The organism is Deltaproteobacteria bacterium (assembly GCA_029210625.1).
Taxonomy (GTDB): Bacteria; Myxococcota; Myxococcia; order SLRQ01; family SLRQ01; genus JARGFU01.
Genome location: JARGFU010000005.1, coordinates 16,526 through 29,859 on the forward strand (window position 1 = coordinate 16,526; position 13,334 = coordinate 29,859).

Genomic DNA, 13,334 nt, shown 5'->3' on the forward strand with positions numbered 1-13,334 from the left:
TTTCAGTAGTTTGGGTGGTGTGTCGGATTCGCCGGACACCCCCTGCGGGAAAAGGGGAAGGCCCGCGGGAGGGGGGAGAGGGGGTCGATTGACACGATCTCCCGGTCGCCAGTACCGTCGGCGCCGTGGCGCGTAACCGGCCAGAACGAGGGCGTCGGCGGGGTCTGAAGGCCCTGGGAGCCCTGCTCCTCTGCGGCGCCCTCGCCGGGAGCGCGGCGCCGGCCCTGGCCCAGAAGGGCGGGAACACCACGATCACCTCCCGGACCGCCTCCACGGCCTCGGAGTTCATCGCCGAGGCGAAGATCCTCTTCGACAACAACGAGCTCTCCGCGGCGGAGGACCGCCTGGAGAAGGCCATCGTCGCGCCGACGGCGAACGATCTGAACACCACCGAGCAGCTCGACCTCTGGACCTACCTCGCGGTGATCCGGCTGCGCCTCGGGCGGCCCGAGCCGGCCAAGGAGGCCTTCGGCCAGGCGCTGAAGATCAAGCCCACCCACGAGATCAGCCGCCGGCTGGCCTCGACCAAGGTGCTGCAGTTCTTCGAGCGCTTCCGGGAGGAGGAGCTGCGCGAGACCCGCGCCTCGATCAAGCACAGCCCGCCGGCCGAGCAGTTCGGCTTCGGGGCGGCGCTGGAGCTCTCGGCCTATGTCGTCGATCGCACCGACACGGTGGTGAAGCTGAACGTCTACTTCCGCCTGAAGGGGACGACCGACGACTACTCCTCGACGAGCTTCACCCGGGACCCGGCCGACGCGACCCACTTCAAGGGCGTCATCCCCTACCTCTTCGGCGATCAGCTGCAGCCCTTCGAGGTGGAGTACTACCTCGCGGCGGTCACCGCCTCGGACGAGTGGGTGGCCACCCGGGGCAGCGTGAAGGCGCCGATGGTCTTCAAGGTGGAGGGCGGCCGCGCCCCGGACCTCGAGCCGGACCAGCCCCGGCTCGTCTCCCGCTGGTGGTTCTGGACCGGCGTCGGGGTGCTGGTGGCGGGCGCGGCGGCCGGCGGAGTCTACGGCTACGCGGCGACCCGGCCCCTGCCGGAGACCGGCTCGGCCCTGGTGGTGATCCGATGAGGCGCCGCATCCTCGGCCTCGCCTCCGCGCTCGCGCTGCTCGCGCTCCCCGCCTGTGGCGGCGAGGAGGGTGGGGGAGCGACCTTCGCCGTGGATCGGCAGGCCCTCCTCGACCGGGGGCTGCTCTCCCTGGTGGTGGAGCCCTACGCCGGCGAGGACCTCTCCGGCGGCCTCGTGGACTGCGACCGCCTGGTCCGGGCCTACGACGCGACCACCGACTTCTCCCCCATCGGCGCCTCCCAGGTGATCGAGCTCAGCGGCGAGAACTCGGTGACGGTGGAGATCCCGGATCTCCAGCCCGGTATCGCCTTCTTCCTGGTGGTCGGCTACGACGGCGCCGGCGGGATCGGCACGATCACCCAGGCGGGCTGCGGCGAGGCCGTCATCCGGCGGGGTGAGAAGAGCGCGGTCACGGTGGCCCTGCGGGACGTGCCCTAGGCCCTGCGGGCGCCAGGGGGCGACGTTCTCGCACCCGGGGTGAAAAAGTTGACCGGAGGGATCCTCCCTCTACGATGGCCTCGAACCGTCGATCCTCGGGAGGACCCGCCGCATGTCTCGAGCCCAGGCCATCTCCGCACACCTCGCGACTCTGCCCGCCGAACACGCCCCCGCGCCGCGCCCGCAGGCGAAGCGGCCCTCCGCTCCGACCCCGGCCCGGATCGATCCGCAGATGGCCGCCGCCCTGATCGAGCTGCTCCGGGAGCAGCGCGTCGACGCCTCCGGCGAGATCGCCGACGACCTCGCGGCTCGCGGCTCGGACGGAATGGTCTGCGCCTTCCTCGGCGACGATCTGCGCGAGATCGCCCACTCCCTGGCCGACGTGGAGGCCTGGGTGCAGGGCACCCTCGACGTCCTCGAGCGGCCGAGCGCCGCGACCCTCTTCGAGCAGGCGGTCGAGGTGCAGGTGCTCTCCGACATCGAGCACCTCTTCCAGACCGTGGACAACCTGCGCCGCCGCCTGATGCAGGCCAGCGTCGGTCTGCGCTAGGCCATGCGGGAGCGCCTGGAGGCCGTGCTGCGGCGGGTCGAGGTCTCGATCCGCTGGTACGAGGACCTCGTGCGCCGCTTCCAGGCCTTGCCCCACCGCCTCGAGCCGGTCTTCCGCCGCATCGAGGCGGGGCTGCATCGCCTCGAGCCGCACTACCACCGCCTCGAGCGCTCCCTGCGCCACCAGGGACCGCGGCTCGTCCGCCGCATCGCGCCCTCGCTGCGCCGCCTCGAACCCTCGCTCCGGCGCCTCGAGCCCACCTATCGGTGGCTGGAGCGCCGCCCCCTGGCGGCGATCGGCCTGGTGGCCGCGGTGGGCGCCGCCCTGCTCCTGACCGCCGCCGCCCTCGGGGGCGGTGAGGGCCGGGGTCCCCGCTCGGTCTACCGGGCGATGGGGGACGCCGGCTGGGAGCAGGTCGAGGCCCCCCGGGCCAGCCCCCTGCGGGTGCCCGACCGGCGCCCGCGGGTGCTCTAGCCTTCGATCTGACATTCGGCTGGCACCTATCAGGGCACCTATCAGGTCGGCCCTAAACAGGCACTATAGTGCCGATCGGGGCAGTGTTCACTTGACAGGTCCGCGCTGGATGTGCGCACTTCCTGGGCTCCTGCTGCGCAACCATCGAGGGTCCCATGAGGTACGCAGAGACCGGGTTCAATCTCGAGATCGATCTGACACGTGGAAGTATAGAGCGTGTTCCCTCGGACCCCCGCTACACCGAGCAGCACCTCGGCGGGCTGGGCACCAACGCCCGGATCTTCTGGGACCGGGTGCCCCCCGAGACCGACGCCTTCGACCCCGAGAACCTCCTCATCTTCGGCGCGGGCCTCCTGGCCGGCACGCCGGTGCCCAGCGGCAACCGGACGATCGTCTCCTCGATCTCGCCCCAGACCAAGCTCTTCGGCTTCTCGATGATGGGCGGCTTCTTTGGCCCTGAGCTCAAGCACGCCGGCTACGACAAGATCATCCTGCGCGGGAAGTCGCCGGAGTGGGTCTACCTCTGGATCCACGACGACAAGGTCGAGCTGCGCGACGCCACGATGCTGAAGGGCCTCGGCACCCTGGAGTCCGCCGAGCTGATCCGCCAGGAGCTCGAGGAGCCCGAGGCGGCGGTCGCCTCTATCGGCCTCGCCGGTGAGAACCGGGTCTTCTTCGCCTCCATCGAGCAGGGCCGCTCCTCGGCCAGCCGGATGGGGCTCGGCGCGGTCATGGGCGACAAGAAGCTCAAGGCCATCGCGGTGAAGGGCAGCGGCGATCTCAACATCGCCAAGCCCCTCGAGTTCCTGAAGATCTGCAACGAGGCCCTGCGCTTCATCGAGCACCGCAACGACAACCCCATCCCCGGCGTGATGCCCATCCTGGCCGGCCTTGGCTCGCCCCAGGAGATGCAGGTCCACGACGAGAAGTGGCACACCGAGAACTTCGTCTGGGGCAACGCCCGGGTGCGCCGGAAGGGCTTCTGGACCGACGAGATCCAGAAGGCCTGGACCGACACCATGGAGACCATGCGCACCCGCCTGCTCTCCTGCCACAACTGCCCGATGAAGTGCGGCGCGGCGATCTCGGTCGACACTCGCCTCTGCTCGTACATGATGAAGTGCTTCTCGAAGCTCACCTACACGATGGGCGCCTTCTCGGACCTCGACTTCGGGCTGCGCATCGCCCAGAAGGCCACCGAGCACGGGGTGGACGCCTTCTCGTGTCCGCAGACGATGGCCTTCGCCGTCGAGCTCTACGAGGACGGCATCCTCACCGACGAGGACCTGCCCGACTTCCCCGAGAAGTCCGAGGACCGCTTCTACTACCTCCTCGACAAGATCGTCCGGCGGGAGGGGATCGGCGATGTCCTGGCGGACGGCACCCACTGGGCCGGTGAGCGCATCGGCAAGGGCGCGCCGGCCTACGCCCACAACAACATCCGCAAGACCGAGCAGCTCCCCCTGAAGCTGGGCATGCTCAACCCGATCTACTTCCTGATGTACAGCACCGGGGAGAAGGCCAGCATCACCCAGATCGAGGGCAACTACCCCCAGGCTCCCTTCCCGACCCGGGAGGAGCGGGAGGCCTTCGTCGCCGACTGGCCCCAGGTGCCGGACGAGCGCTTCAAGGAGTGGTTCCTGGAGTGGGAGCTGCGGGGCGAGAAGTCGATCCCCTACACGCCGGGCCTCGAGGCCACCTGCGAGCTGGTCCACTGGCAGGAGCAGCAGCACTACATCGACGACGCCATCGGGCTCTGCGCCGGGCTCTCCTCCTTCCCGCTGAAGCCTCCCTTCCACATCCACAACCTGCCCGACCTCATCTCGGCGGGCTCGGGGCTGGACCTGGACGAGGAGAAGCTGAAGACCATCACCGCCCGCACCCGCACCCTGGTCCGCTGCAACAACATCCTGCGCGGCCTGCGGCGCTCCGACGAGAAGCCGCCCGAGGATCACTGGAAGCAGCGCTTCCCCGAGCTGGAGGAGCAGCTCCTCGACGCCTACTACGCCTTCAAGGGCTGGAACAGCGAGGGCATCCCCACGGCGAAGACCCTCCGGGCGCTGGGCCTGGGCTACGTGGCCGAGACCTTCCTCGAGCGGGGCATCCTCTCCGCCGAGGCCGAGGCCGCCGAGGCCCCCGCGGAGGTGCCCGCATCATGAGCACGGTCGTCACCCTCGGGAAGCAGAAGACCAAGACGGTCAAGTCGATCAAGATCGACGTCGACAAGTGCAACGGCTGCCGGGCCTGCGAGGTCATCTGCTCCTCCTTCCACGCCAGCCCGCGCTACAGCAGCGTGAACCCCAAGCGCTCGCGGATCCGCGTCATCCGGGATCCTCTCGCCGACATCTACGTGCCGGTCTACGCGGGCGAGTACACGGCGGCCGAGTGCGCCGGGCGAGACAAGTACATCATCGACGGCAAGGAGTACGAGGAGTGCGCCTTCTGCCGCGCGGTCTGCCCCTCGCGGGACGCCTTCAAGGAGCCGGACTCGGGCCTGCCCCTGAAGTGCGACATGTGCGAGTCGGACCCCACGCTGGAGGAGCCCCTCTGCGTGCAGTGGTGCCTCGCCGACGCCCTGATCTTCGAGCAGCGAGAGGAGCCGGTCACCGCCGCCGCGCCCGGCGCGGAGGCGACCGAGACCGAGCTGGGCCTCGAGGCCCTGGCCGACCGCTTCGGCTGGGACGCCATCCTGGACGCCGTCAACCGCCTCAAGAAGGTCTGATCGTGGAGACCCTCACCCCCTTCCAGGAGATCATCGAAGAGGTCGATCGCGCGGGCGGCGACTCGGCGCGCTTCTGCTACCAGTGCGGCAAGTGCGACGTGGTCTGCCCCTGGAACCGGGTGCGCGACTTCAGCATCCGCAAGATCGTCCGGCAGGCGAACTTCGGCCTGGCCGAGATCGAGCTCGAGGACATGTGGCGCTGCACCACCTGCGGCACCTGCCCGACGCACTGCCCCCGGGGGGTCGGCCAGATCGAGGTCGGCATCTCCCTGCGGCGGATCGCCTCCGAGTACGGCGTCTTCCCGGAGAACGTCCGGGGCGCCGCCACCGCGGCCGGGAGCTGCGCCGCCGAGGGGAACCCCCTCTCCGAGGATCGCGCCGACCGCGCCGCCTGGGCCGAGGGCCTGGGCGTGAAGCCCTACGTCGAGGGCATGGACTACCTCTTCTACGTGGGCTGCTACTACGCCTACGACCCCCGGATGAAGAAGGTCGCGCGCGCCATCGTCCGCCTGCTCCAGGAGGCCGGGGTCGACTTCGGCATCCTCGGGAACGACGAGAGCTGCTGCGGCGAGAGCGTCCGCAAGGTGGGGGCCGAGGACACCTTCAAGAAGCTCGCCCGCTCGAACATCAAGCACTTCATCGACCGGGGCGTGAAGCGGGTGCTGGTCGCGTCGCCGCACTGCCTCCACACCTTCAAGAACGAGTACCCGGAGTTCATGGTGAACTTCGAGGTGGTCCACCTCTCCGAGCTCCTCCTCGAGCTCGTCGAGAGCGGCAAGCTGGTGCTGCCTCACGAGGTCGCGCGGAAGATCACCTACCACGACCCCTGCTACCTGGGCCGGCACAACGGCTACTACGATCAGCCCCGGGAGCTCCTCGCGAAGGCAGGGGTCGAGCTGGTCGAGATGCGGGACAACCGGCAGAACGCGCTCTGCTGCGGCGGCGGCGGCGGCCGGATCTGGATGGACACGCCGAAGGGGGAGCGCTTCGCCGACCTGCGCCTCGAGCAGGCCCGCGAGACCGGCGCCGAGCTGCTGGTCACCTCCTGCCCCTACTGCATCTCCAACTTCGAGGAGAGCCGCCTCTCCCTCTCGGACGAGGAGGCGGGGCGACTCCAGGTCCGGGACATCACCGAGGTGCTTCTCGAGGCCCTCGAGGCCCCGGGCGCCACCGAAGAGGAGGCCGCGTAGCGATGACGGGCAACCCGGCCACCTTCGGTGACGTGATGGTCCTCGGCGGGGGGATCAGCGGGATCCAGGCCGCCCTCGATCTCGCCACCGCCGGCTTCAAGGTCTACCTCGTCGAGCAGGCGCCGACCGTCGGCGGGAAGATGGCCCAGCTCGACAAGACCTTCCCGACCAACGACTGCTCGATGTGCATCGAGTCGCCGAAGTTCATCGAGTGCGACCGCCACCCGAACATCGAGATCCTCACCCACACCGAGGTCGAGAAGGTCGAGGGCGAGGCCGGCAACTTCGAGATCACCCTGAAGCGCAAGCCGCGCTACGTGAAGGAGGATCTCTGCACCGGCTGCACGGTCTGCGTGGAGTACTGCCCCATCCAGATCCCGGACCCCTTCAACCAGAACCTCTCGGACAACAAGGCCGTCCACATCTACTTCTCCCAGGCGGTGCCCCTCGTCCCCTACATCGACGAGGCGTGCGCCTACCTGAAGGACGAGAAGTGCTCGATCTGCGCCGGGGCCTGCGCGAACAACGCGATCGATCTCAAGCAGAAGGCCAGCTACGAGACCCTCAAGGTCGGGGCGGTGGTCCTCGCGCCGGGTACCGGGGTCTTCGATCCGCTGCCGCGGGGCGACTACGGCTACGGCGACATCGAGAACGTCGTCACCAGCCTCGACTACGAGCGGCTGCTCTGCGCCACCGGCCCCCACGAGGGCGAGATCCTGCGGCCCTCGGACCACCAGCACCCCCACAAGATCGCCTGGATCCACTGCGTGGGCTCGCGGCAGGTCCTCGAGGGCGGCAACAGCTACTGCTCCTCGGTCTGCTGCTCCTACATCCAGAAGCAGGTCATCCTCACCAAGGACCACGACGCCGACGCCGAGGCGGTGATCTTCCACAACGACATCCGCTCCTACGGCAAGGACTTCGAGCGCTTCTATCAGCGGGCGCAGAAGCTGCCGGGCGTCGAGTTCGTGCGCTCCTACGTCTCGATCGGCCGCGAGGATCCGGTCACGAAGAACGTCACCATCCGCTACGCCACGGCGGAGGGGGTGAAGGAGGACGAGTTCGACCTGGTGGTGCTCGGCGTGGGCCTCACGCCGCCCCGGGGCGCCGACCGCCTGGCGCTCCAGTTCGGGATCGACCTCACCCCTCAGGGCTACTGCAAGACCGCGCCGCAGAGCCCGGTGTCGACCAGCCGCCCGGGGGTCTTCGTCAGCGGCGCCTTCCGCGGGCCGGCGGACATCCCCGAGTCGGTGATGACCGCCAGCGGCGCCGGCGCGCTGGTGGGCGAGCTGCTCAACTACCGCCGGGGCAAGCTCGCCCAGGACCGGATCTACCCGGAGGAGCGCGACACCTCCGAGGAGGAGGTGCGGACCGGCGTCTTCGTCTGCCACTGCGGCGCCAACATCGGGCGGGTCGTCGACATCCCCTCGGTGGTCGAGTACGCGCAGGGCCTCGAGAACGTGGTCCACGCCGAGGAGGGGCTCTTCATCTGCTCCACCGACGCCGCCGCGCAGATCTCGAACACCATCCGGGAGAAGAAGCTCAACCGGGTCTGCGTCGCCGCCTGCACGCCCAAGACCCACGAGCCCCTCTTCCGGGACACCCTGCGCGAGGGTGGCATCAACCAGTACTTCTTCGACATGGCCAACATCCGCGAGCACTGCTCCTGGGTGCACTCCAAGCAGAAGGAGGAGGCCACCGCGAAGGCCAAGGACATCGTCCGGATGTCGGTGGCCCGGACCAAGCACCTCGAGCCCCTCCAGGAGTTCGACCTGCCGGTGAACCCGGTGGCGCTGGTGGTGGGCGGCGGCCCGGCCGGCCTCACCGCGGCCCTGGCCATCGCCAACCAGGAGATCCAGGTCCACCTCGTCGAGAAGGAAGATCAGCTCGGCGGCATGGCCCGCCGCCTCCACCGCACCCTCGACGGCCTCGAGGTCCAGCCCTGGCTGCAGGAGCAGATCCGCGCCGTCTACCGGCACCCCCGGATCCAGGTCTACCACTCGGCCGTGGTCGAGGAGGCCACCGGCTACGTCGGCAACTTCGTGACCCGGGTCCGCTCGGAGGGGCGCCTCTCGGTCATCGAGCACGGCGCGACCGTGCTGGCCACCGGGGCGGCCGAGCACCGGCCCGTCGAGTACCTCTACGGCGAGGACGAGCGGGTCCTCACCCAGCTCGAGCTCGAGGGGCGCCTCGCCGCCGCCCGCAAGGGGGAGGCGGACGCCTCGATCGGCGAGGCCGAGCGCCTGGTGATGATCCAGTGCGTCGGCTGCCGCAACGTGGACCGCAACTACTGCGCCCGGGTCTGCTGCAACCAGGCGGTGAAGAACGCCCTCGATCTGAAGGCGCAGCGGCCCGCGCTCGACGTCTACGTCCTCTTCCGCGACATGCGGACCTACGGCTTCGGCGAGGACGCCTACCGCGAGGCCGCCGATCGCGGCGTGCGCTTCGTCCGCTACGAGCCCGAGGACGGGCCGACGGTGGTGAAGGCGAAGGGGGAGGGCGGCAAGGAGGTCCTGCGGGTCACGGTGCCGGATCCGGTCCTGGGCGCGCGCCTCGAGCTGGACGCCGACCTGCTCGCCCTCTCGGTGGCGGTGGTGCCCTCCGAGGGCAGCCGCAGCGCCGTGAAGCAGTTCAAGGTCGCCCAGAACCCGGACGGCTTCTTCCAGGAGGCCCACGTGAAGCTGCGGCCGGTGGACTTCGCCGCCGACGGGGTCTTCCTCGCGGGCGCCGCCCACTACCCGAAGCACCTCTCCGAGGCCCTCGGTCAGGCCCTCGGCGCCGCCGGCCGGGCCGCGACCCTGCTCTCCCAGCCCACCGTGAAGGCCTCGGGCTCGGTCTGCGACGTGGTCGAGCCCGACTGCGTGAGCTGCGGCGCCTGCATCACCGCCTGCACCTACGGCGCCATCACCTTCGTGGACACCCCTCTGGGCCAGAAGGCCCGCGTCAACCCCGTCCTCTGCAAGGGCGACGGTCTGTGCAACGCCAAGTGCCCGACCAACGCCATCATGCTGAAGCACTTCACCGACGAAGAACTCTTCAACCAGATCGACGCCGCTCTGGCCTGAAGGAGAAGCGAATGAGCAACTTCGAGTTCCAGCCGAAGATCGTGGCATTCCTCTGCCACTGGTGAGCGTATTCCGCTGCGGACCTGTCTGGAGTTTCCAGACAACAGTATTCGACCGAGGTGCGAATCGTCCGTGTCATGTGCACGGGGCGGATCGATCTGTCCTTCATCACCCGGGCCTACTCCAAGGGGGCCGACGGCGTGATCATCGGGGGCTGCTGGCCCGGGGAGTGTCACTACATCACCGAGGGGAACTACGACGCCCTCGCCAACACCCACCTGATGCGCAAGCTGATGAAGCGCATCGGCCTGGACACCGGGCGCCTGCGCCTGGAGTGGATCGCCGCCTCGGAGGGCTCCCGCTTCGCCGAGATCATGAGCGGCTTCTCCGCGGACATCCGCGCGCTGGGCCCCATCGGTGAGGCCGAGGGGATGGACGCCGAGGCGCGGGTCTTCAAGCTGGCGGCGGTGGACCGCCTGATCCCCTACCTCAAGCTCGTCGAGCGCGAGCGCCTGCGGCCGCCGGTGCGGACCGAGGAGGCGATCAACGCCTACTACGACAGCGAGGCGGCGGAGCGGCTCTTCGACGCCCTGATCTCCGACGAGCTCATGGCCTCGCAGATCCTCATGCTCCTCGGGGAGGGCCCCCTCTCCACCGGGGAGATCGGAAAGAAGCTGGGCCTCTCCTCCTCGGAGGTCGCCCGGCAGATGAAGACCTCCTCCGGACGCGGGCTGGTGCGCTTCGACGCCGAGAAGGGGAGCTACGCCCTCGCCTAGAGGGTTCGAGAGAGATGACGCGATGGACCTGAAGAGAGTCGACGAGATCATCGAGGCACACGGCGGAGATCCCTCGTCCCTGATCCAGGTGCTGCTGCAGATCCAGGCCGAGAACCGCTGGCTGCCCAAGGAGGCCATGGAGCGGGTCGGCGAGAAGCTCGGCGTGCAGCTCGCCCGCATCCGCCACATCGCGACCTTCTACAAGGCCTTCAGCCTGGTCCCGAAGGGCCGGCACCAGGTGAACCTCTGCGTGGGGACCGCCTGCCACGTCCGGGGCGCGGCCCGGGTGCTCCACACCATGGAGGAGGTCACCGGCATCGGGCCGGGCGAGACCGACCTCGAGCTGCGCTTCTCCCTCGAGACCGTCAACTGCCTGGGCTGCTGCGCCCTGGGGCCGGTGATGGACGTCGACGGCGAGATCCACGGCCGGCTCACCACCACCGGCGCCACCGAGGTGCTGGAGAAGTACGAGTAGCCATGTGTCGCCTGGAGAACACCGCGGCCTACGAGGCCTACCGCAAGGAGCTGCTCGACGCCCGCGCGGGTGACGCGCCCACCGTGGCGGTCTGCGCCGGCACCGGCTGCCTGGCGATGGGGGCGAAGGGGGTCATCGAGGCCTTCGAGTCCGCCATCGAGGAGAAGGGGCTCGACGCGACCGTCGGGGTCAAGCGCGCCGGCTGCCCCGGCTTCTGCGAGCGGGGCCCGGTGGTGGTCATCCACCCCGAGGAGACCTGCTACCTGCAGGTGAAGCCCGAGGACGTCGCCGAGATCGTCGAGCAGACCCTCGCCGGGGGGAAGGTCGTCGAGCGCCTCCTCTACGAGGACGCCGCCAGCGGCGCGCGCTCGCAGCGGGAGTCGGAGATCCCCTTCTACGCCCACCAGGAGCGGCGCCTGCTGGCGAGCAACATCAAGCTCGACTCCCGGAAGATCGACGACTACGTCGCCCTCGGCGGCTACTCGGCCCTGGCCAAGGCCCTCTCCTCGATGAGCGCCCAGGACGTGCTCGACGAGGTGAAGAACGCCAACCTGCGCGGGCGGGGCGGGGCGGGCTTCCCGGCCGGCCGCAAGTGGGAGGGATCGCGCGACGCCCCGGCCGACGAGCGCTTCGTCATCGTGAACGCGGACGAGGGCGACCCCGGCGCGTTCATGGACCGGGCCCTCCTCGAGGGGAACCCCCACTCGATCCTCGAGGGGCTGATCCTCGGCGCCTACGCCATCGGCGCGCACCAGGGCTACGTCTACGTCCGCCAGGAGTACCCCCTGGCCGTGGACAACCTCCTCCACGCCATCGAGGAGGCCACCCGCCTCGGCTTCCTGGGCGAGGACATCCTCGGCTCGGGCTTCGACTTCGTGGTCCACGTCCACCGGGGCGCCGGCGCCTTCGTCTGCGGCGAGTCCACCGCCCTGATGACCGCGCTGGAGGGGAGGGTGGGGGAGCCCCGCCCCAAGTATGTGCGCTCGAACGTGAAGGGCCTCTGGGGCAAGCCCAGCGTGCTCAACAACGTCGAGACCTGGGCCAACGTGCCGCTGATCATCAACCACGGCGCCGAGTGGTTCACGAAGGTGGGCACCGAGACCTCCAAGGGCACCAAGATCTTCTCCCTGGTGGGCAAGATCACCAACACCGGCCTGGTGGAGGTGCCCATGGGGATGACCCTGCGCCAGATCGTCGAGGACATCGGCGGCGGTGTGCCGGGCGGGAAGAAGTTCAAGGCGGTGCAGACCGGCGGCCCCTCGGGGGGCTGCATCCCCGAGTCGATGCTCGACCTGCCGGTGGGCTTCGACGAGCTCTCCGACGTGGGCTCGATGATGGGCTCGGGCGGGATGATCGTGATGGACGAGGACACCTGCATGGTGGACGTCGCCCGCTACTTCACGGAGTTCCTCACCGACGAGTCCTGCGGCAAGTGCATCCCCTGCCGCGAGGGGCTGCGGCAGATGCTGCGGCTGCTCAACAAGATCGTCGAGGGGAAGGGCACCCGCGAGGACCTCGCGACCCTGGAGGAGATCTCCGAGGTCACCTCGGTCGCCTCCCTCTGCGCCCTGGGCAAGAGCGCCCCGGCGCCCCTGCTCTCCACCCTGAAGTACTTCCGGGAGGAGTTCGAGGCGCACATCGACGAGAAGCGCTGCCCGGCCCTCTCCTGCAACGAGATGGTCCGGTACTGGATCGATCCGGACGCCTGCAAGGCCTGCCTGATCTGCACCCGGCACTGCCCCTCCGAGGCCATCTCCGGGGCCAAGAAGCAGATCCACGTCATCGATCAGGAGCTCTGCAACGGCTGCGGCTCCTGCTGGGAGGTCTGCCCGGACAAGTTCGACGCCATCCGGCGGATCTCGGGTGCGCCGGTGCCCGATCCCCTGCCCGAGGATCAGCGGGAGGTGCGGGCATGAGCCGGATCAAGATGAAGATCGACGACCGGGAGGTCACGGCGAAGGAGGGGCAGAGCGTCCTCGAGGTCGCCCGCGAGGCGGGGATCGAGATCCCCACCCTCTGCCACGACGAGCGCCTCGAGCCCTTCGGCGGCTGCCGCCTCTGCATGGTCGAGGTCCAGACCGGCGGCTGGGCCCAGCTGGTCGTCTCCTGCGTCTACGAGGCGAAGGAGGGCCTGGTGGTCCGCACCCGCAGCGAGGAGATCGACAAGATCCGGCGGGTGCTCCTCGAGCTCCTGATGGCCCACGCGCCGACCTCGCCCCAGCTCCTGGCCATGGGCGAGGTCTACGGCGCGCGGCCCGACCGCTTCGAGCCCGACCCCTCCTTCTGCGTCCACTGCGGCCTCTGCGTGCGCTACTGCAACGAGGTGAAGCAGCTCGACGCCATCGGCTTCATCGACCGGGGCGTGAACAAGGAGATCTCCTTCGTGCCCGAGATCGCGGCGGCGGCCTGCGAGGGCTGCAAGGAGTGCTTCCCCCTGTGCCCCACCTCCTACCTGCAGGCGGCCTTCGTCCGGGTGGAGGCGCTCTCGCGCAAGCTGCCGCGGGCCTGAACCGGGTCGCCAGCGGCTGGCTCCAGGTCTAGTATTCCGGCCGGGACGGGGGTCGATCGG

Annotated in this window: 11 protein-coding genes and 1 pseudogene; all 12 read left to right on the forward strand. The window is 69.4% G+C overall.

All coding sequences use genetic code 11. From position 1 onward, the window contains the following. Positions 1–125: 125 nt before the first annotated feature. Positions 126–1,076 (forward strand): hypothetical protein, encoded by a 951-nt coding sequence (locus P1V51_05875; protein ID MDF1562549.1) that lies wholly within the window; start codon positions 126–128, stop codon positions 1,074–1,076. After that, entirely contained in the window at positions 1,073–1,513 is a 441-nt protein-coding gene (locus P1V51_05880; protein ID MDF1562550.1) for a hypothetical protein, read from the forward strand. Before P1V51_05875 ends, P1V51_05880 begins: the two co-directional genes overlap by 4 nt. A gap of 112 nt (positions 1,514–1,625) precedes the next feature. Next, entirely contained in the window at positions 1,626–2,063 is a 438-nt protein-coding gene (locus P1V51_05885) for a hypothetical protein (GenBank protein MDF1562551.1), read from the forward strand. A 3-nt stretch (positions 2,064–2,066) separates the two neighbouring features. After that, positions 2,067–2,537: a hypothetical protein gene (locus P1V51_05890; protein MDF1562552.1), complete on the forward strand. Its 471-nt coding sequence runs from the start codon at positions 2,067–2,069 to the stop codon at positions 2,535–2,537. A 155-nt stretch (positions 2,538–2,692) separates the two neighbouring features. Beyond that, positions 2,693–4,696 (forward strand): aldehyde ferredoxin oxidoreductase N-terminal domain-containing protein, encoded by a 2,004-nt coding sequence (locus tag P1V51_05895; protein ID MDF1562553.1) that lies wholly within the window; start codon positions 2,693–2,695, stop codon positions 4,694–4,696. Beyond that, a complete protein-coding gene (locus tag P1V51_05900) occupies positions 4,693–5,259 on the forward strand; it encodes a (4Fe-4S)-binding protein (GenBank protein MDF1562554.1) in 567 nt (188 codons plus the stop codon). The genes P1V51_05895 and P1V51_05900 overlap by 4 nt, the downstream gene beginning before the upstream one ends. Before the next feature lie 2 nt (positions 5,260–5,261). Beyond that, positions 5,262–6,449, forward strand: a complete 1,188-nt coding sequence (locus tag P1V51_05905) for a (Fe-S)-binding protein (protein ID MDF1562555.1) — start codon at positions 5,262–5,264, stop codon at positions 6,447–6,449. A gap of 2 nt (positions 6,450–6,451) precedes the next feature. Then, positions 6,452–9,514 carry an FAD-dependent oxidoreductase gene (locus P1V51_05910; protein MDF1562556.1) on the forward strand — a complete coding sequence of 1,021 codons (3,063 nt, stop codon included), beginning with the start codon at positions 6,452–6,454 and terminating at the stop codon, positions 9,512–9,514. An 80-nt stretch (positions 9,515–9,594) separates the two neighbouring features. Continuing rightward, positions 9,595–10,290, forward strand: a pseudogene (locus P1V51_05915) (hydrogenase iron-sulfur subunit). Between the two features lie 22 nt (positions 10,291–10,312). After that, on the forward strand, positions 10,313–10,765 hold the full coding sequence (locus P1V51_05920; protein ID MDF1562557.1) for an NAD(P)H-dependent oxidoreductase subunit E: 453 nt from the start codon (positions 10,313–10,315) through the stop codon (positions 10,763–10,765). 2 nt (positions 10,766–10,767) lie between these two features. Then, positions 10,768–12,681: an NADH-quinone oxidoreductase subunit NuoF gene (locus P1V51_05925; GenBank protein MDF1562558.1), complete on the forward strand. Its 1,914-nt coding sequence runs from the start codon at positions 10,768–10,770 to the stop codon at positions 12,679–12,681. Continuing rightward, on the forward strand, positions 12,678–13,274 hold the full coding sequence (locus tag P1V51_05930; GenBank protein MDF1562559.1) for a 2Fe-2S iron-sulfur cluster-binding protein: 597 nt from the start codon (positions 12,678–12,680) through the stop codon (positions 13,272–13,274). The genes P1V51_05925 and P1V51_05930 overlap by 4 nt, the downstream gene beginning before the upstream one ends. Positions 13,275–13,334 lie beyond the last annotated feature (60 nt).

Bases quoted from the DNA above. Each gene is read 5' to 3' on its own strand.
- P1V51_05880 (MDF1562550.1), top strand. From the start codon at position 1,073: ATGAGGCGCCGCATCCTCGGCCTCGCCTCCGCGCTCGCGCTGCTCGCG.
- P1V51_05885 (MDF1562551.1), top strand. From the start codon at position 1,626: ATGTCTCGAGCCCAGGCCATCTCCGCACACCTCGCGACTCTGCCCGCC.
- P1V51_05890 (MDF1562552.1), top strand. From the start codon at position 2,067: ATGCGGGAGCGCCTGGAGGCCGTGCTGCGGCGGGTCGAGGTCTCGATC.
- P1V51_05895 (MDF1562553.1), top strand. From the start codon at position 2,693: ATGAGGTACGCAGAGACCGGGTTCAATCTCGAGATCGATCTGACACGT.
- P1V51_05900 (MDF1562554.1), top strand. From the start codon at position 4,693: ATGAGCACGGTCGTCACCCTCGGGAAGCAGAAGACCAAGACGGTCAAG.
- P1V51_05910 (MDF1562556.1), top strand. From the start codon at position 6,452: ATGACGGGCAACCCGGCCACCTTCGGTGACGTGATGGTCCTCGGCGGG.
- P1V51_05920 (MDF1562557.1), top strand. From the start codon at position 10,313: ATGGACCTGAAGAGAGTCGACGAGATCATCGAGGCACACGGCGGAGAT.
- P1V51_05925 (MDF1562558.1), top strand. From the start codon at position 10,768: ATGTGTCGCCTGGAGAACACCGCGGCCTACGAGGCCTACCGCAAGGAG.
- P1V51_05930 (MDF1562559.1), top strand. From the start codon at position 12,678: ATGAGCCGGATCAAGATGAAGATCGACGACCGGGAGGTCACGGCGAAG.